16 protein-coding genes are annotated in these 17900 nt (G+C 71.7%); 7 read left to right on the top strand and 9 right to left on the bottom strand.

The genetic code is table 11. The features are described 5' to 3' along the window. The 7 genes from J8403_RS20020 to J8403_RS19995 form a co-directional block, all read right to left on the bottom strand. Positions 1-258 (bottom strand): DUF3099 domain-containing protein, encoded by a 258-nt coding sequence (locus J8403_RS20020; RefSeq protein ID WP_014053929.1) that lies wholly within the window; start codon positions 256-258, stop codon positions 1-3. Between the two features lie 174 nt (positions 259-432). Further along, a complete protein-coding gene (locus tag J8403_RS20015) occupies positions 433-720 on the bottom strand; it encodes a DUF1416 domain-containing protein (protein ID WP_028814639.1) in 288 nt (95 codons plus the stop codon). A gap of 44 nt (positions 721-764) precedes the next feature. After that, positions 765-1604, bottom strand: a complete 840-nt coding sequence (locus tag J8403_RS20010; RefSeq protein WP_211124374.1) for a sulfurtransferase — start codon at positions 1602-1604, stop codon at positions 765-767. A 154-nt stretch (positions 1605-1758) separates the two neighbouring features. Next, positions 1759-1839 (bottom strand): putative leader peptide, encoded by an 81-nt coding sequence (locus J8403_RS44750; RefSeq protein WP_350203226.1) that lies wholly within the window; start codon positions 1837-1839, stop codon positions 1759-1761. A gap of 211 nt (positions 1840-2050) precedes the next feature. Next, on the bottom strand, positions 2051-2737 hold the full coding sequence (locus tag J8403_RS20005) for an LmeA family phospholipid-binding protein (RefSeq protein ID WP_211124373.1): 687 nt from the start codon (positions 2735-2737) through the stop codon (positions 2051-2053). 83 nt (positions 2738-2820) lie between these two features. Further along, positions 2821-4191, bottom strand: coding sequence for a hypothetical protein (locus tag J8403_RS20000; protein WP_211124372.1), 1371 nt, complete (start codon positions 4189-4191; stop codon positions 2821-2823). An 11-nt stretch (positions 4192-4202) separates the two neighbouring features. After that, positions 4203-4478 carry a MoaD/ThiS family protein gene (locus J8403_RS19995; RefSeq protein ID WP_059145932.1) on the bottom strand — a complete coding sequence of 92 codons (276 nt, stop codon included), beginning with the start codon at positions 4476-4478 and terminating at the stop codon, positions 4203-4205. A gap of 121 nt (positions 4479-4599) precedes the next feature. Between J8403_RS19995 and J8403_RS19990 the strand changes: the two genes are divergently transcribed. Together J8403_RS19990 and J8403_RS19985 are read left to right on the top strand one after the other, a co-directional pair. Continuing rightward, the gene (locus J8403_RS19990) at positions 4600-6342 is read left to right on the top strand and encodes an ABC transporter ATP-binding protein (RefSeq protein WP_211124371.1); all 1743 of its coding nucleotides are present in this window, start codon (positions 4600-4602) and stop codon (positions 6340-6342) included. A gap of 115 nt (positions 6343-6457) precedes the next feature. After that, a complete protein-coding gene (locus tag J8403_RS19985; RefSeq protein WP_281427934.1) occupies positions 6458-8416 on the top strand; it encodes an ABC transporter ATP-binding protein in 1959 nt (652 codons plus the stop codon). A 48-nt stretch (positions 8417-8464) separates the two neighbouring features. On the opposite strand, the gene J8403_RS19980 is transcribed toward J8403_RS19985, so the two are convergent. Next, positions 8465-9478: an alpha/beta hydrolase gene (locus J8403_RS19980; RefSeq protein ID WP_246585909.1), complete on the bottom strand. Its 1014-nt coding sequence runs from the start codon at positions 9476-9478 to the stop codon at positions 8465-8467. A gap of 254 nt (positions 9479-9732) precedes the next feature. Between J8403_RS19980 and J8403_RS19975 the strand changes: the two genes are divergently transcribed. The 5 genes from J8403_RS19975 (at position 9733) to J8403_RS19955 (ending at position 15730) form a co-directional block, all read left to right on the top strand. Further along, entirely contained in the window at positions 9733-10545 is an 813-nt protein-coding gene (locus tag J8403_RS19975) for a response regulator transcription factor (RefSeq protein ID WP_211124370.1), read from the top strand. A gap of 23 nt (positions 10546-10568) precedes the next feature. Continuing rightward, on the top strand, positions 10569-11591 hold the full coding sequence (locus J8403_RS19970) for a LacI family DNA-binding transcriptional regulator (RefSeq protein WP_093463623.1): 1023 nt from the start codon (positions 10569-10571) through the stop codon (positions 11589-11591). Positions 11592-12279: 688 nt separating this feature from the next. Next, on the top strand, positions 12280-13419 hold the full coding sequence (locus J8403_RS19965) for a S1C family serine protease (protein WP_211124369.1): 1140 nt from the start codon (positions 12280-12282) through the stop codon (positions 13417-13419). A 152-nt stretch (positions 13420-13571) separates the two neighbouring features. Continuing rightward, positions 13572-14312 carry a response regulator transcription factor gene (locus J8403_RS19960; protein ID WP_211124368.1) on the top strand — a complete coding sequence of 247 codons (741 nt, stop codon included), beginning with the start codon at positions 13572-13574 and terminating at the stop codon, positions 14310-14312. Beyond that, on the top strand, positions 14309-15730 hold the full coding sequence (locus tag J8403_RS19955; protein ID WP_211124367.1) for a sensor histidine kinase: 1422 nt from the start codon (positions 14309-14311) through the stop codon (positions 15728-15730). The genes J8403_RS19960 and J8403_RS19955 overlap by 4 nt, the downstream gene beginning before the upstream one ends. Before the next feature lie 30 nt (positions 15731-15760). On the opposite strand, the gene J8403_RS19950 is transcribed toward J8403_RS19955, so the two are convergent. Then, positions 15761-17653, bottom strand: coding sequence for an ABC transporter ATP-binding protein (locus J8403_RS19950; protein WP_246586353.1), 1893 nt, complete (start codon positions 17651-17653; stop codon positions 15761-15763). Between the last annotated feature and the right edge of the window lie 247 nt (positions 17654-17900).

Raw genomic sequence — 17900 nt, 5'->3', positions numbered from 1 at the left:
TCAATGCCGGTGGTTGTGCTCGTCCAGCTCCCGCCACCACCGGTCGGATTCCTCGTCCCCCGACTCGTCCCACCACCGGTCGTCCGGACCCCGGCGGTTGGCCACTATGGCGGCCAGGGGCGGGATCACCATGGCGACGATGCACATCGCGACCGCGGCGGGTACGGACCACAGGCGCACAAAGGCCCACGCCGAGATGAAGAGCGTCAGACACGCGCCCATCAGGAAAAAATATGCGTGGCGGCGTCGCGCGTACATATGTCCAGCGTACGTCCCAGGCCGCCGCGCCGACAGACGAAGGACACCGGCACCGACAGGCCCGGCTCCGACAGGCCGAGGACCCGCGCGGACAGACGGAGGGCCGCACCCCGCCGAGGCGTCCAACCCCGGGGTGCGGCCCTCCGGCCGTGTGTCACGACGCGCCGTCACGCGTCAGACGGCGATGGCGACCTCCGCCAGCCCGCCCTTCTGGGCGACGACGGTGCGGTCCGCGGTACCGCCGGGAACCAGGGCACGCAGCGTCCAGGTGCCCTCCGCGGCGTAGAAACGGAACTGTCCGGTCGCGGAGGTGGGGACCTCGGCGGTGAACTCGCCGGTGCTGTCCAGCAGCCGGACGTAGCCGGTGACGGGCTCGCCGTCGCGGGTCACCGAACCCTGGATGGTGGTCTCACCGGGCTTGATCGTCGAGGCGTCGGGGCCGCCGGCCTTGGCTCCACACATGGATGTCTGTCCTTACGTTCGGGGGCGCGTTCGAGGGAGGGGGGTCAGCTGTCGGCGCCGAGCTCGACCGGCACGCCGACCAGCGAGCCGTACTCGGTCCAGGAGCCGTCGTAGTTCTTGACGTTGGTCTGGCCCAGGAGCTCGTGCAGGACGAACCAGGTGTGAGCGGAGCGCTCACCGATGCGGCAGTAGGCGATGGTGTCCTTCGCCAGGTCGACGCCCGCGCCCTCGTAGATCTCCTTGAGCTCGTCGTCGCTCTTGAAGGTGCCGTCGTCGTTGGCCGACTTGGACCACGGGATGTTGCGGGCGCTCGGCACGTGGCCGGGACGCTGCGACTGCTCCTGCGGGAGGTGGGCCGGGGCGAGCAGCTTGCCGGAGAACTCGTCGGGGGAGCGCACGTCGACGAGGTTCAGCGAGCCGATGGCGTCGACGACCTCGTCGCGGAAGGCGCGGATGGAGGCGTCCTGCGGCTTGGCCTTGTACTCGGTCACCGCGCGGGTCGGAACCTCGGCGACCAGGTCGCGGGAGTCGAGCTCCCACTTCTTGCGGCCGCCGTCGAGCAGCTTGACGTCCTGGTGGCCGTAGAGCTTGAAGTACCAGTAGGCGTATGCCGCGAACCAGTTGTTGTTGCCGCCGTAGAGGACGACCGTGTCGTCGTTGGCGATGCCCTTCTCCGACAGGAGCTTCTCGAAGCCGGCCTGGTCGACGAAGTCACGGCGCACCGGGTCCTGGAGGTCCTGCTTCCAGTCGATCCGGACGGCGTTCTTGATGTGGTTCTTGTCGTAGGCCGACGTGTCCTCGTCCACCTCGACGATGACCGTCTTGGGGTCGTCGATCCGGGCCTGGACCCACTCGGCGTCCACCAGGACGTCACTGCGGCTCATGTTCTCTCCTCCGGGGCAGTTGCGGCGGTACGGGCACGCTCGCGACGATGCGCCGCGCGGGGCGTGCGGCGAGCGTACGAGCGAAAGTGCGGGAAGGCCCGGCTGACGGGCCGAAGAGGGGGGCCGGTCCGAGGCGTGCCGGACCGCGTCCCGTTCAGACGGTGCGACAGAGCATGGCGGCGACACGGCACAGGTCGACTGCCCGCCGCTTCGTGAGATCCGCCTGTCGCTTCATGCGTCCGATCGTAGGGACGGACAGGCGGGCATGTCACCGGCGTGTCGAATGATGAGACGATATCGTCCGGGGACTGAGATGAGAGCGTGGTGCGCGCCCCGGAGGCGGGGCCGCCCGGGCAGGCGAAGGCCACGGGCGGTCATGGACGCGGACGAGATCGTCTCAGTGAATGGACCAGGGGCGTGATCGGACGCCCCTGGTGTCGATCGCGTCAGCCCGTCAGTTGGACGTCATTACCCGTGACCGAGACGTCTATGCCGTCCTTGGTGGTCTCCACCTTGTCGAGCCGCATGCCGGTGGGCAGTCCCTCGATCTTCCGCTCGATGTCGGCCTTCTCGCGCACCTTGTCCTCCCACTGGGGGATGCTGCCGCCCGGGATGGACTCGGCGTGCAGCCGGATGGTGGTCCCGTTCACGATGGTGACCTGGGAGTGGGCGGAGAGGGAGAGGCCCAGCAGACTGCCGGTGATCTTGACCTTGTTGGACCCCGACGGGTCGTAGCCGACGGTCACCCCCGGACCGGCGGCCTGTGAGAGGTCCGCGTAGCTGATGTGGGCCGAGCCGGTGGCGCGGTCGGCGCTGGCCGAGGAGAAGCTGCCCGAGATGCGGACGTTGTGCAGCTTCGCGTCGAGCTCGGTGACCCGGACGCTGCGGCCGTCCCCCGTGGCCGTGGTCAGCCCGTCCACACCGACGTCGACCTCGTCCAGTTCCTTGCCCGCGACCTGGGTGAGGAACGGGAAGCCCTTGATCGAGACATTGGGCGTGGTGGTCAGGCCCTGTGAACTCTTGATCTTGTCTGCGGCCTTCGACTCCGCGATGTACACCGCGATGCGGTCGGCGGCCACGAAGAGGCCGCCGAGTATCACGACGACGATCAAGGTGATACGTAGTGCGCGCATGTGCGTGGGCCCCCCAGGCTCGTGCTCAGGCCCTCGCCTGAGGCTGCGAGCCTATCCGGAGCAGCTGAGCGGGAGCCGGGGAGTCAGCCCAGTGCGCGGCCGATCACATAGACCACGGGGGCCGCGGCCGCGAGCGGCAGCGCCACACCGGCCGTCATATGGACGAAGCGCGAGGGGTAGTCGTAGCTGGCCACCCGGTGGCCGATCAGCGCGCACGCCCCGGCCGCGAACCCGAGCAGGGCGGCGGTGGAGGTGCCCGTGCCGGTGAGCTGCCCGGCCCCGACCCCGGCGCCCGTGGCGGCCGCCAGCGCGACCACGACGGCGGCGGCGGTCGGCAGCGGCAGCGCCCGGACGAGCACGGCCACGGCGACGGCGGCCGCCCCCACCACGACGGCGTCCGAGGACTCGGCGACGGCGGCCAGATGCCCGGCCGCGAGCACCGTAAGGGCGGTGGACGCCACAGCGGCCGTGAGCCCGTACAGCCGCTCGTCCGCGGAGGCGTGGCTGCGCAGCTGGAGGATCACCACGAGCAGCAGCCAGACGCCGATGGTGCCGATGAGGACCGTCGGGGCGTGCGCGGGCTCGGTGGCGAGCAGCCCGATGCTGGCGGCCAGACCGCCCGCGTAGGCGAGCGCGATGCCCTGCCGGGCGGGCCACATGCCGTTCAGCCGGAACCAGCCGGCCGCCGTGACCGCCTGCAGCACCGCCACCACGACGGCGACCGCCGGGCGGCCCAGCGGCGCGGTGGCCGCGAGCAGGCCGGCGAGCGCGGCGGTCAGGGCGGCGGGGACGAACCCCGGGGGGAGGATCTGCGGACGGCCCTCGGCGCGGGCCTTCTCGGCGGCGGTGAGCGGCCGGTCCGGCTGCGGGGCGGGCGGCTCGGCGGTCGCGGTCGCGGCCGCGGTTGCGGCTGCCGCCGCGGCGGGGGGCGCGGGCTGGGGCTGCTGGGGCTGTGCGTGCGGGGCCTGCGCGTGCTGGGCTTGGGCCGGGCGCTGGGGCTGGGCCGGGTGCTGGGCGGCGGGCTGGTACGGGTGCTGCTGCTGATCCCAGCCCTGGGCGTACTGGCCCTGGTTGCCCTGGTGCGCCTGGTGACCCTGCTGCGGGTGCCGGCCCTGCTGCGGGTGCCGGCCCTGAGGCATCTGTTGGCCCTGGTGTCCCTGCTGGGCGGCGTAGGGATCCGCGTACGGCTGCTGCTGGTAGTGCTGCTGCGGGTGCTGGTACTGCTGCGGCTGGGCCTGGGGGTACCCCTGTTGCTGCGGATAGCCCTCGTACCCCGGCCAGTCGCTCGGCTGCTGGGCGCCCTGACCGTGGCCGCCGTAAGGATGCGCGTTCTGGTCGTAGCCGCCGTAAGGAGCCTCGTACGACCCGTACGGGGGATACGGCTGCTGCTGGTTCCGCTGGTGGGGATCGTGGGGCTCGTGGGGCTCGTTGGGCTGGTGCGGCTGGTTGCTCATGAGCTCGGGGTTCACCCTCCTGCGAACGGCGGGAGCACCTCGACCGTGCCGCCCTCGGCGAGTTGGATCGTCTTGTGGTCGCGGGTGCCGACCGGGGTTCCGTCGACCAGGAACGAACAGCGCAGCAGGACCCGCGCGAACTCCGGCCGAGCGGTGTGCCGCTCCCGGGCCACCTCGAGCGCTTCCGCCAGTGTCCGCGCGGTGTACGGCTCCTCCGCGGTGCCGGCCGCGGCGCGGGCCGCGGCCCAGTACCGGATGGTCCCGGCGGGCGTGTTCTTCATCGCCATCGCGATCCCTTTCCCGTCATCTGCCGCCTCCATGATGACGGGTGCGGGCCCGCGCCATGGACCACGCGCGGTTCGTCGAAAATACGGCCGGTTCGGGGCGTGCGTCACTTAAGGTTTCCGTGTGCTGGTACGACTGATACGGGCGTATCTGAGGCCCTACACCCGAACGATCACGCTGATCGTTTTATTGCAGCTGGTGCAGACCCTGGCCACCCTCTACCTCCCCGCGCTGAACGCGGACATCATCGACGGTGGAGTGGTGAAGGGCGACACCGGCTACATCGTCCGTGTCGGCGGGCTGATGATCGCCGTCACATTCGTTCAGATCGTGTGCGCCGCGGGAGCCGTCTACTTCAGCGCCCGTACGTCCATGGCGCTCGGCCGCGACGTGCGGGCCGCCGTCTTCGACCGGGTGCAGTCCTTCTCCGCCCGTGAGATGGGCCACTTCGGGGCGCCGTCCCTGATCACCCGCACCACCAACGATGTCCAGCAGGTGCAGATGCTGTGCCTGATGGCGTTCACGCTGATGGTCTCGGCGCCGATCATGTGCGTCGGCGGTGTGGTCATGGCGCTCAACCAGGACGTGCCGCTGTCGGGGCTGCTCCTGCTGATCATCCCGGCCCTGGGCGTGGTCGTCACGCTCATCGTCCGCCGGATGCGGCCGCTGTTCCGCCATGTCCAGGAGCGCATCGACACGGTCAACCGGGTGCTGCGCGAGCAGATCACCGGTATCCGGGTCATCCGCGCCTTCGTCCGCGACACCCATGAGCGCGACCGCTTCACCGCCGCCAACACCGGGCTGATGGATGTCTCGCTGCGTGCCGGGCGGCTGATGTCGCTGATGTTCCCCGCCGTGATGCTGGTGGTGAACGTCTCCAGCGTGGCCGTCGTCTGGTTCGGCGGGCACCGGATCGACAGCGGCGGGATGCAGATCGGCGCGCTGACCGCGTTCCTCAGCTATCTGGCGCAGATTCTGTCGTCCGTGATGATGGCCACCTTCATGTTCATGATGGTGCCGAGGGCCGAGGTGTGCGCCGAGCGTGTGCAGGAGGTGCTGGACACCCAGACCAGTGTCGTACCGCCGCTCGTGCCCGTCGCGGCCCCGCCCGCCGACGCCGGACGGGGGCTGCTGGAGCTGCGGGGCGTGGAGTTCCGCTTCCCCGGCGCCGACGAGCCGGTGCTGCGCGACATCTCGCTGATCGCCCGGCCCGGCCGGACCACCGCCGTCATCGGCTCCACCGGCAGCGGCAAGTCCACCCTGCTCGGGCTGGTGCCGCGGCTGTTCGACGCGACCGACGGCAGTGTCCACATCGACGGGGTGGACGTGCGCGACCTCGACCCGGAGGTGATGACCCGGACCATCGGGCTCGTCCCGCAGAAGCCGTATCTCTTCGCCGGCACCGTCGCCTCGAACCTGCGGTACGGCAATCCCGACGCCACCGACGAGGAGCTGTGGCAAGCCCTGGAGACCGCCCAGGCACGGGAGTTCGTGGAGTCCATGGAGGCCGGGCTCGACGCCCCGATCGCCCAGGGCGGGACCAATGTGTCCGGCGGGCAGCGGCAGCGGCTGGCGATCGCCCGGGCGCTGGTCCGCAAGCCGTCCGTCTACCTCTTCGACGACTCCTTCTCCGCACTCGACTACGCCACCGACGCCCGGCTGCGGGCGGCGCTCGTGGACGAGACGGAGAACGCGACGGTCGTCATCGTCGCCCAGCGGGTGTCCACCATCCGGGGCGCCGATCTGATCGTGGTGCTCGACGCGGGGCGGATCGTCGGCGCCGGTACCCACGGCGAGCTGATGGCCGGGAACGAGACATACCGCGAGATCGTGCTCTCCCAGCTCACCGAACAGGAAGCCGCATGAGCGACGCACACGCGGCCACTGAGCCGCAGAAGACGACGAAAGTCGCACCTCTGCGCCACGTGGGCGACAGTCACATCAGCTGCTGGCGCAGCGGGGCGAATGTGAGGGACACAGCATGAGCGGCACTTCGGCGCCCCGCAGGGGGCCGGCGCCCGCCGCCGGGCCCGGCCGGTTCATGGGCGGGCAGCCGACCGAGCGGTCCCTGGACTTCCGCGGCTCCGGCCGCCGGCTGCTGGCCCGGCTCCGCCCCGAGCGCGGGATCGCGCTGCTGGTGCTCGCGCTGGGCACGTGCAGCGTCGCGCTCGCCGTGATGGGTCCGAAGATCCTCGGCGAGGCGACGGACCTGATCTTCGCGGGCCTCATCGGCCGGCAGCTGCCCGACGGGGCCGGCAAGGAGCAGGCCGTCCAGTGGCTGCGCGACAGGGACCAGGGCACGGTCGCCGACATGGTGGCCTCGATGGATGTCACCCCCGGCCAGGGCATCGACTTCCACGCGGTCGGCATCGTGCTGCTGTGGGCCACGGCGCTGTATGTCGTTGCCGCGCTCCTGGGTCTGGTGCAGGCGCGGGTGGCCACGCTCATCGTCCAGCGTGCCGTTTACCGGCTGCGCGAGGACGTGGAGCGGAAGCTGGCGCGGCTGCCGCTGTCGTACTTCGACAAGCAGTCGCGCGGTGAGGTGCTCTCCCGCGCCACCAACGACATCGACAACATCCAGCAGACGCTGCAGCAGACCCTCAGCCAGATCATGGCCTCGCTGCTGACGATCGTGGGCGTGCTGGCGATGATGTTCTGGATCTCGCCGCTGCTGGCGCTGGTGGCGCTGATCACCGTCCCGGTCTCGGTGTGGGTGACGACACGCATCGGCAAGCGCGCCCAGCCGCAGTTCGTCGCCCAGTGGAAGACCACGGGCAAGCTCAACGCCCATATCGAGGAGATGTACACCGGCCACTCGCTGGTGAAGGTCTTCGGGCGGGAGAAGGAGTCCGCGGAGCTGTTCCGGGAGCAGAACGACAAGCTCTACGCGGCGGGCTTCAAGGCCCAGTCCATCTCCGGGCTGATCCAGCCCTCGATGATGTTCATCGGGAACCTCAACTATGTGCTGGTGGCCGTGGTCGGCGGGCTCCGGGTGGCCTCCGGCGCACTGTCGATCGGCGACGTCCAGGCGTTCGTCCAGTACTCCCGGCAGTTCAGCCAGCCGCTCACCCAGGTGGCCTCGATGGCCAACATGGTGCAGTCGGGCGTGGCCTCCGCCGAGCGGGTCTTCGAGCTGCTGGACGCGCCGGAGCAGAGCGCGGAGCCGGTGGACGCGCGGCGGCCGGAGGCGGTGCGGGGGCAGGTCGCGTTCGAGGAGGTCTCCTTCCGCTACCAGCCGGACACGCCGCTCATCGACGGTCTGTCGCTGTCGGTGCGGCCCGGGCAGACCGTGGCCATCGTCGGCCCGACCGGTGCCGGAAAGACCACGCTGGTCAATCTGCTGATGCGGTTCTACGAGGTCAGCGGCGGGCGGATCACGCTGGACGGGGTGGACATCGCCGAGATGTCGCGGGAGGAGCTGCGCTCCCATATCGGGATGGTGCTGCAGGACACCTGGCTGTTCGGCGGGACGATCGCCGAGAACATCGCGTACGGCGCGCAGGGGGCGAGCTTCGAGAAGATCGTCGAGGCGGCGAAGGCCACCTATGTGGACCGCTTCGTACGGACCCTGCCGGACGGCTACGACTCGGTGATCGACGAGGAGGGCTCCAATGTCAGCGCCGGGGAGAAGCAGCTGATCACGATCGCCCGGGCGTTCCTCTCCGAGCCGTCGATCCTGGTGCTGGACGAGGCCACCAGCTCGGTCGACACCCGTACCGAGGTCCTCATCCAGCGGGCGATGGCCTCGCTGCGCAGCGGCCGTACCAGCTTCGTGATCGCCCACCGGCTGTCGACCATCCGCGACGCGGACGTGATCCTGGTGATGGAGTCGGGGCGGATCGTGGAGCAGGGCTCGCATGACGCGCTGCTCGCGGCGGGCGGTGCGTATGCCCGGCTGTACGCGTCGCAGTTCGCCGAGCCGGTGGCGGAGGCCGAATAGGCGCGCGCTTGGGGGCCGTTTCGGCGCGGGCCGCTCAGCCAGGGCCCCTCAGGCGTGGGCCGCCGCCCAGTCGGCGATGCGGGTCAGCAGGGCGGGGGAGGCGGCCGTCTCGGCGTGGCCGAAGCCCGGTTCGATCCACAGCTCCGAGGCGGACGGGTCCGCCGCCGACGCCAGCATCCGCGGATGGTCCAGCGGGAAGTACGGATCCCGGTCGCCGTGGACGATCAGCAGCGGCGTCGGCGCGATCAGCGGTGCCGCGGCCACCGGGGACAGCGGATCGACGTCCCAGCCGCGCGGGTCGATCCGGGTGCGCAGCCCGTAGCGGGAGACCAGCCGGCCCGCGGGCCGGGTGACCGCCCAGTGGACCCGCCGCATGGGCGCGGTGCCCCGGTAGTACCAGCGGGCGGGCGCGCTCACCGCGATCACGGCGTCGGGCGCGGCGCTGTCGGCGGCAGCATCGGGCGCGGCACCGGCGGCAGCATCGGGCGCGGCACCGTCTGCCGCCTCGCAGGGCTCCCCGGGCTTGCCCGGCGCCTCCCCGTCCGTCGCCCCGGCCGCGGGGTCCGTGCGCCCCCGCGAGCGCCCTGTGCGCTCCCCATCATGTGCGACATGCACCGGCTGGATTTCATCGTTCTTCCCGTACAGCGCGGCCTGCCGGATCACCACAGACCCGCCCATCGAGAAGCCGACCGTGGCGACCCGCCGATGCCCGAGACGACGTGCCCAGCGCACCGCGGCGGCCAGGTCCAGCACCTCGCGATCGCCGACCGTGGACCGTCCGCCGGACCGGCCATGGCCCCGGAACGAGAATGTGATCACCGCCGTACGCTGGGCAAACGCCGACGCAACCCGCCGCAGCGCGGGGCGCTCCAGGGCGCCGGTGAACCCGTGCCCGACCACCAGCACGAGATGGTCGGAGGGTTCGGTGCCGGGCGCCGGGGAAGGCTCGTACAGCGCCTCGATGGAGACGGCGTCATCGGTCAGCAGCGTGGCCCGCAGCTCCCTCGTGATGACCTTGGAAGGACAACGGGGAGCAGATTGAGCCTCTCGGGCACATGTCATGTGGGTTATTCTGCTGTGAAGAGGATCCGGGCAACGTAGCCCCCGGGTCCTTTTGTGCTTTCGGGGCGTGATGCGCGTTTGAGCGCACCGTCGCTCCAAGGGTGCGGAGCGTGACCGTACGAAGTAGTAGCCGCAGACTCCCCCGGGCGCTGCCCGGGAGGTGCCCCTCTCGCAAGGGACCGAGGAGGAACCGACGTAATGGGCGAGCGAAGCGTGCACAACCTCGAGAACATGGCAGGGGCGGGTGGTGGACGATGAGTTCCCTCCTGCTGCTGACCAACGCACTCCAGCCCTCGACGGAGGTGCTTCCCGCCCTCGGCCTCCTGCTGCACAGCGTGCGGGTGGCTCCCGCCGAAGGCCCGGCCCTGGTGGACACGCCTGGAGCCGATGTCATCCTGATCGACGGCCGCCGCGATCTGCCGCAGGTGCGCAGCCTGTGCCAGCTGCTGCGGTCCACCGGCCCGGGCTGCCCGCTGATCCTGGTGGTCACCGAGGGCGGGCTGGCCGCCGTCACCGCCGACTGGGGCGTCGATGACGTCCTGCTGGACACCGCGGGCCCGGCGGAGGTCGAGGCCCGGCTGCGGCTGGCCATGGGCCGCCAGCAGATCACCACCGACGACAGCCCGATGGAGATCCGCAACGGCGATCTGTCGGTCGACGAGGCCACCTACAGCGCCAAGCTCAAGGGTCGTGTGCTCGATCTCACATTCAAGGAGTTCGAGCTGCTGAAGTATCTCGCCCAGCACCCCGGCCGGGTCTTCACCCGGGCGCAGCTGCTGCAGGAGGTCTGGGGCTACGACTACTTCGGCGGCACCCGCACCGTGGACGTCCATGTCCGGCGGCTGCGCGCCAAGCTGGGCCCCGAGCACGAGTCCTTGATCGGCACCGTGCGGAACGTGGGCTACCGCTTCGTTGCGCCGGAGAAGGTCGAGCGCGCCGCCGAGGAGGCCCGGGCCAAGGCCGCGGCGCGGGGCTCCGCGGCGGACGACACGGCACGAGGCGAGCGCCCCGGCGGGGCGCCCGGCTCCGCGGCGAGGGCCGCTGCCGCACGACCGGCCAACAGCTAGCTGGACCCGCGTAGACTTCGCGCGTGGCCAAGGTGACGCGGGATGATGTGGCAAGGCTTGCGGGGACGTCGACCGCGGTCGTCAGTTACGTCATCAATAACGGACCCCGGCCGGTCGCCCCGGCCACGCGCGAGCGGGTGCTTGCCGCGATCAAGGAGCTCGGCTACCGGCCGGACCGGGTCGCGCAGGCGATGGCGAGCCGCCGGACCGATCTCATAGGGCTGATCGTTCCGGACGCCCGGCAGCCGTTCTTCGCGGAGATGGCACACGCCGTCGAGCAGGCGGCCGCCGAGCGCGGAAAGATGGTGCTGGTCGGCAACTCCGACTACCTCGACGAGCGCGAAGTGCACTATCTGCGCGCCTTCCTGGGGATGCGGGTGTCCGGGCTGATCCTCATCAGCCAGGGCCCCAGCGAGAACGCGGCGGCCGAGATCGAGGCGTGGGACGCCCGGGTGGTGCTGCTGCACGAGCGGCCCGAGGCGATCGACGACGTGGCGGTGGTGCTGGACGACGTCGGCGGCGCGCAGCTCGCGGTGCGGCATCTCCTGGAGCACGGCCATGACTACGTGGCGTGCCTCGGCGGCACCGAGATAACCCCGACCGTCGGCGACCCCGTCACCGACCACGTCGAGGGCTGGCGCCGCGCGATGCACGAGGCGGGCCGCCCCACGGAGGGGCGGCTCTTCCAGGCCCCGTACAACCGGTACGACGCCTACAAGGTCGCCCTCGACCTGCTGGCCGGCCCCGACCGGCCCCCGGCCATCTTCTGCGCCACCGACGACCAGGCGTTCGGCGTGCTGCGGGCCGCGCGTGAGCTGCGGATCGAGGTCCCCGGGGAGCTGGCGGTGGCCGGCTTCGACGATGTGAAGGAAGCCCACCTCACCGACCCCCCGCTGACCACGGTCGGCTCCGACCGCCCCGCGATGGCCCGCGCCGCGGTCGATCTGGTGCTGGACGACGGCGTCCGTCTGGCGAGCTCCCGCCGCGAGCGGGTCAAGCAGTTCCCGTCGGCGCTGGTGGTCCGCCACTCCTGCGGCTGCGCGTAGCGCGGAGCGCTTGTGCCGGGGTCGGGGCCTTGGGGGCCCCGACGGTCCCCTGTTGTCCTCGGCGTCCGGCGGTGCGCGCGTGCCGCGGTCGATCTGGTGCTGGACGATGGCGTTCGCCTGGCGGGCTCCCGCCGTGAGCGGGTCAAGCAGTTCCCGTCGGCGCTGGTGGTCCGCCACTCCTGTGGCTGCGCGTAGCGCGGAGCGCTTGTGCCGGGGTCGGGGCCTTGGGGCCCCGACGGCCCCCTCTCGATTCGCCGTCCGGCGGGTTGTGGTGCGCGGGGGCGCCTGCCTTGCGGTGTCCGCGCGTTGCGGGGCCCTGCGGCCCCGCGAACGGAGGCCATGCGTGGCGCGTGCCAACCCAGTGTCCTCCCGTGTGGGGAGATTCCGCGCCTGGCGAGCTTTTGTCGCGGAGGCGCCGCGGCCTGCGGGTGGCGTGCGGCGTCTGCCATACGGCGAGACCCAGCGCGGCGTGCTGGCGGGGCGCGACGCCCACGTTCTGCCGGAGGACTTCGCTGACCTGCGGTGCGGCCGAGGGGGTTCGGGGGCCGCGGGGGCCGAGGGTTGCGGCGGTCCTCGCGTCCGGCGGGAGCGGCTTCGAGGGCGGGTTTATGTCGGGCATACCGACTTCTGGTGGGGTTCTCAGCGGGCACTCAGGGGACTCTCATACTTCGGTCGCACAGTCATAGACATGACGGACAGCACACGCCGTAGCGGCGCAGACGAGTCCTATCCCTTCTCGTACGGCGGTGGTGCGGGGTATCCCGATCCGCCCGCGTATGAGCCTCAGCAGGCGGTCACCACGCCGTCCGGGGTCACCGTGTGGCCGAGTGGTGGCAGTGGTGGCAGTGGTGGCGCGGGCGGTGTCGGGGAGGAGGGTGGCGCGGGCGCGGGTGAGGGGGCGCATGGTGGTGGCGGGCGGCGCAGGGCGCGGGCGCCGCGTCCGGTCGCGCTGATCGCGGCCGTGGCGGCGGTCGCGGCACTCGTGGGTGGCGGGGCGGCCGCGCTGGTCACCAACGCCACCCAGAAGTCCGACACCACGGTCTCCACCCCCGTGGTCAACGCCAAATCCACCAGCAGCAGCGGGGTTTCGGCGGTCGCGGCGGCCGTCAGCCCCAGCATCGTGGAGGTCAGCGCGAATGGCACCAGCGGTCAGTCCACCGGCTCCGGCGTGGTCATCACCAGCGGCGGCGAGATCATCACCAACAACCATGTGGTCTCCGGCGCCGACTCGATCAAGGTGACCTTCAGCGACGGCAGTAAGAAGACCGCGACGGTCGTCGGCACCGACAGCAAGAAGGACCTCGCGCTGATCAAGGTGGAGGGCGCGAGCGGGCTCAAGGCCGCGGCCCTCGGCGACTCCAGCAAGGTCACCGTGGGCGACCAGGTCGTGGCCATCGGCTCGCCGGAGGGCCTTACCGGCACCGTCACCAGCGGCATCGTCTCCGCGCTCGACCGCGAGGTCACCGTCTCCACGGACCAGAGCCAGGGCCAGGGCGGCCAGGGGCAGGGCGGTCAGGGGCAGGGTGGCGGCGGCGGTCAGTGGCCCTTCGAGTTCGGCGGCGGCCGGTACAACGGCGACGTCGGCGAGTCGACCACCACCTACAAGGCCCTCCAGACCGACGCCTCGCTCAACCCCGGCAACTCCGGCGGCGCGCTGATCAACATGAGCGGCCAGGTCATCGGCATCAACTCCGCGATGTACTCGGCGGCCTCGGGCCAGAGCTCGAGCAGCGCGGGCAGCGTCGGCCTCGGCTTCTCGATCCCGATCAACACGGTCAAGTCCGACCTCGCCTCCCTGCGCTCGGGCGGCAGCGACGGCAACGTCTGACCGACCCACGTGCGAGGCTGGCAGCAGCGCGGCGGAGCAGCGACGGAGCCATTCCCGCGGAGCGGCTCGCTCGGCAGCGCGGCCACCACCCCGCCCGACTCCCCGCCCACCGCCATCGTCACCGCCACCGCCATCGTGAAGGAAACCGACCCATGAGCCCCGCCGACCACGGCGATCAGCCCGCCCGCATCCTGATCGTCGACGACGAGCCGGCCGTCCGGGAAGCCCTGCAGCGCAGCCTCGTCTTCGAGGGCTACGCGACCGAGACCGCCGTGGACGGACTGGACGCGCTGGACAAGGTCGGCTCCTACGATCCCGAGCTGATCGTGCTCGATGTGCTGATGCCCCGGATGGACGGGCTGACCGCCGCGCGGCGGCTGCGCGCCACCGGGGTGACGCTGCCCATCCTCATGCTCACCGCGCGGGACACGGTCGGCGACCGGGTCACCGGGCTGGACGCGGGCGCCGACGACTACCTCGTCAAACCCTTCGAACTGGACGAACTGCTGGCCCGCATCCGCGCCCTGCTGCGCCGCAGCTCCTACGCGGGCCAGCAGGGCGCGGCGCTCCCCGAAGGCGACGTGATGGCCTTCGGCGATCTGCGGATGGACCTGACCACCCGCGATGTCACCCGGGGCGGGCGCCGCGTCGAGCTGACGCGCACCGAGTTCACCCTGCTGGAGATGTTCCTGGCCCATCCCCGTCAGGTGCTCACCCGTGAGCAGATCCTCAAGGCGGTGTGGGGCTTCGACTTCGAGCCGTCGTCCAACTCGCTGGATGTGTACGTGATGTATCTGCGCCGTAAGACCGAGGCGGGCGGCGAACCGCGGCTCGTGCACACCGTGCGCGGGGTGGGGTATGTGCTGCGGCCCGCGGAGGGCGATCCCGCGTGAGGTTCCACAGACTGCCGCTGCGCTCGCGGCTGGCCCTGCTGACCGCGATGGCCGTCGCGGTGGCGGTGGCGGTGTCCGCGTTCGCGTGCTGGCTGATCGTCCGGGAACAGCTCAGCGCCCAACTCGACTCGTCCCTGCGCAACGTCAAGGTGGACGAGCGCAATGTGCTGAGCATCCTGGAGGCGTGCCAGAGCCCCGGGGGCGCCGACGGCCACACCCCGCGCGCCCTCGGTTCGTACTCCGTACAGATCGTGCTGGCCGACGGGAGCCGCTGCACGCAGCCCGGGGCGACCCAGCTGCCGGTGACGACCGCCGATGTGGAGGTGGCCGTCGGGCAGCGGCCGAGCGCGCTGCATGACGCGACGGGCGCGGGCGGCGGGGACATGCGGGTGTACACCTACCGGCCGACCGAGGGCCCGGGCAGCCCGCTGCCGCGGGGGATCGCCGTCTCCATGGCACGCCCGCTGAGCGAGGTCGAGCATCCGCTGGGCACGCTCACGCTCGTCCTCGCGCTGGTCGCCGGGGTCGGCGTCGTCGGCGCGGGCGCCGCTGGCCTGTGGATCGCCAGGACCGGGCTCAAGCCCGTGGACCGGCTGACCGAGGCGGTCGAGCATGTGGCCCGCACCGAGGATCTGGCCGTCCGCATCCCGGCGGACGGCGATGACGAGATCGCCCGGCTGTCCCGGTCGTTCAACTCCATGACGGCCGCCCTCGCCTCCTCCCGTGACCGTCAGCAGCAGCTCATCGCGGACGCCGGCCATGAGCTGCGCACCCCGCTCACCTCGCTGCGGACCAATATCGAACTGCTCGCCCGCAGCGAGGAGACCGGCCGCGCGCTGCCGCCCGCCGACCGTAAGGCGCTCATGGTGAGCGTCAAGGCGCAGATGACGGAGCTGGCCGCGCTGATCGGCGATCTGCAGGAGCTGTCCCGGCCCGACGCCCTGCCCGGCAGCGGCCCTCCGCAGGTGATCGCCCTGCACGAGGTGGCGCGGACGGCCCTGGAACGGGCCCGGCTGCGCGGTGCGCATCTCACGATCAACGCCTCGATCGAGCCCTGGTACGTCCGCGGCGAGGCGGCCACGCTGGAGCGGTCGCTGGTCAATCTCCTCGACAACGCCGTGAAGTTCAGCCCTTCGGGTGGTGTGATCGACGTCGTCCTCAGAAGCGGAGAGGTAAGGGTGCGCGACCACGGCCCCGGCATCCCCGCCGAGGAACTGCCCCATGTCTTCGAGCGCTTCTGGCGCTCCCCGTCCGCCCGCAGCATGCCCGGCTCGGGCCTCGGCCTGTCCATCGTGGCCCGTACCGTCCAGCAGGCGGGCGGCCAGGTGGGACTGGAGGCGGCCCCGGGCGGCGGCACGGTCGCCTGGATCAAGCTCCCGGGCGCGCCGACGGCTCCGCCGGGGATCGACGCCGCCTGAGCGGGGCCCCAGAGCCCCAGCCCGTTGCCATCAGATCGGTCCGAGCCGGAGCGTCGGCTGGGGCCCGGTGCCGGCGGGGGAGCCGCCCAGGCGCCCCTCCAGCGAGCGCCCCTCCAGCGAGCGCCCCTCCAGCGAGCGGTCCTCCCACGAGCGGTCCTCCTGCGTGCCGTTCCCGGTGCCGCGCAGAGCGCCGACCCCCGAGCCGTGCAGCCGGGCGTACGCCCCCTCCAGCGCCAGCAGTTCGCGATGCGTGCCCGCTTCCACCACCCGCCCGTGGTCCAGCACCAGGATGCGGTCCGCGTCCGGGGCCAGGGTCAGATCGTGGGTGATCATGAGCGTGGTGCGGCCGGACATCAGCCGTCGCAGCGGCCGGACCACTCGCCGCGCCGCCAGTGCGTCCAGGCCGGTGGTGGGCTCGTCCAGGACGAGGACGGGCGCGTCGCGCAGCATCGCGCGGGCGATGGCGATGCGCTGCAACTGGCCGCCGGACAGCCGCGCCGTATGCGGGTCGATACGGGTGTCGTAGCCCTCGGGCAGGGCCGTGATGAAGTCGTGCGCGGCGGCGTCCCGCGCCGCCCGGACGATCTCGTGCTCGGCCGCCCCGGGACGCCCGCAGGCGATGTTCTCGCGGATGGTGTCGTGCAGGATCAGGGTCTGCTGCGGCAGCAGCGTCACGTTCGTCCGCAGAAAGCCCAGCGGCATCGCGTACAGGGGCACGCCGTCGAGCCGTACGAACCCCTCGCCGGGGTCGTAGAAGCGCGTCAGCAGCTTGGAGACGGTGGACTTGCCCGCCCCGCTCGCCCCGGCGATCAGCACGAACTCACCCGGGCGGGCGGTGAACGAGACGCCCGCCAGGGTGCGCCGGTCGCCGCCGGGGTAGCGGAAGCCGACCCGGTCGAACTCCACCGTGCCGTGCACCCGCCACGGCGCCACCGCGGCCCCGGGCGGCGGATCGCTCACGGCGGGCTCGGCGTCGAGGATCTCCAGCAGCCGCTCGGCGCCCGCCGTCGCCGCCGTAAGGGTGAGACCGAGCTGTCCGAGGTTGCGGATCGGCGGATAGAGATAGCCGAGGAAGGCGGCGAAGGCCAGCAACTGCCCGATGGTCATCCGGTCCTGGGAGATCTCCCAGGCGCCGAGCCCGATCACGGCGAGTACGCACAGCGTCTCGATGACCTCGACCAGCTGCTCGTACAGTTCGCTCATCCGGGCACCGGCCACCGACGCCCGCATCCACGCACGCGCCTCCCGGCCCAGCCGCCGCTCCTCGGCGTCCTTACGGTTGTACGCCTGCGTCAACACGACGTTGCCGAGCGACTCCTCCACGACGGAGGTGATCGCGCCGTCCGCGACCCGCTCGTCCCGCGCCACCGAGCCGATCCGCCCGGAGAAGCGCCGCGCCGCCAGCCAGAAGAGCGGTGCCAGGACGAAGGTGACCAGCGCCAGATCCCAGCGGAGCCGGAAGGCGGCGACGGAGAAGAAGACCGTGCTGAAGAGGGCGGAGACGGTGCTCACCACCCCGGAGACCACCAGCTGCTCGATAGACTCCACGTCCCCGGTGAGGCGTTCGACCAGATCGCCCTGCCGGTGGCGCTGGAAGAAGTGCGGCGGCAGATCCTGCACATGCGCGAAGACCCGCGCCCGCAGCCGCAGGACGAACCGCTCGGCGGTCCATACGGCGAGCGAGTTGCCCGTATAGCCGACGGCCGCGCCGAGCACCGCGACCGCGAGCCACTGCGCGGCGGGGACCCAGAAGGCGCCGAGCGAGCCCTGCCGCAGGGCGTTGTCGGTCAGATCGGAGAAGAGGAGGATCGCGGCGGTCTCGGCGAGCGCCGCGGCGATGACACAGGCGCAGATGAGCACCAGCCGGCGCCGGTCGCCCCTCGTGAGCGGCCAGAACCGGCGGAACGCCTGCCGCGCGGGCAGCCGCGGAACGGCCCCTGCGCCGCCGGGTTCGCCGAGACCGCCGCCGGGTTCGCCGGGCTCGCCGGGTGCGCCGCCGGGTTCGCCGGGCTCGCCGTTCGCCACCGCGTCCTCGGCCGGGTATTCCTCCGGGAGCCGCGGGGCCGCCCTCGGCTGATGACGACCGTAAGGGCGCGGCCGCCCGGCGCGCCGGTGCCGGCCGGGGCCGCCGGCCGGGTCGGCCCCGAGCGCGCGCAGCTGCACGGTGGGC

Source organism: Streptomyces yatensis, assembly GCF_018069625.1.
GTDB classification, from domain to species: Bacteria; Actinomycetota; Actinomycetes; order Streptomycetales; family Streptomycetaceae; genus Streptomyces; species Streptomyces yatensis.
The sequence above is the reverse complement of the archived record's forward strand: the minus strand, read 5'-3'. Positions and strand labels throughout refer to the sequence as shown.

Coding starts and splice junctions, on each gene's coding strand:
- J8403_RS20020 (WP_014053929.1), bottom strand. CDS start 258: ATGTACGCGCGACGCCGCCACGCATATTTTTTCCTGATGGGCGCGTGT.
- J8403_RS20015 (WP_028814639.1), bottom strand. CDS start 720: ATGTGTGGAGCCAAGGCCGGCGGCCCCGACGCCTCGACGATCAAGCCC.
- J8403_RS20010 (WP_211124374.1), bottom strand. CDS start 1,604: ATGAGCCGCAGTGACGTCCTGGTGGACGCCGAGTGGGTCCAGGCCCGG.
- J8403_RS44750 (WP_350203226.1), bottom strand. CDS start 1,839: ATGAAGCGACAGGCGGATCTCACGAAGCGGCGGGCAGTCGACCTGTGC.
- J8403_RS20005 (WP_211124373.1), bottom strand. CDS start 2,737: ATGCGCGCACTACGTATCACCTTGATCGTCGTCGTGATACTCGGCGGC.
- J8403_RS20000 (WP_211124372.1), bottom strand. CDS start 4,191: ATGAGCAACCAGCCGCACCAGCCCAACGAGCCCCACGAGCCCCACGAT.
- J8403_RS19995 (WP_059145932.1), bottom strand. CDS start 4,478: ATGGCGATGAAGAACACGCCCGCCGGGACCATCCGGTACTGGGCCGCG.
- J8403_RS19985 (WP_281427934.1), top strand. CDS start 6,458: ATGAGCGGCACTTCGGCGCCCCGCAGGGGGCCGGCGCCCGCCGCCGGG.
- J8403_RS19980 (WP_246585909.1), bottom strand. CDS start 9,478: ATGACATGTGCCCGAGAGGCTCAATCTGCTCCCCGTTGTCCTTCCAAG.
- J8403_RS19975 (WP_211124370.1), top strand. CDS start 9,733: ATGAGTTCCCTCCTGCTGCTGACCAACGCACTCCAGCCCTCGACGGAG.
- J8403_RS19965 (WP_211124369.1), top strand. CDS start 12,280: ATGACGGACAGCACACGCCGTAGCGGCGCAGACGAGTCCTATCCCTTC.
- J8403_RS19960 (WP_211124368.1), top strand. CDS start 13,572: ATGAGCCCCGCCGACCACGGCGATCAGCCCGCCCGCATCCTGATCGTC.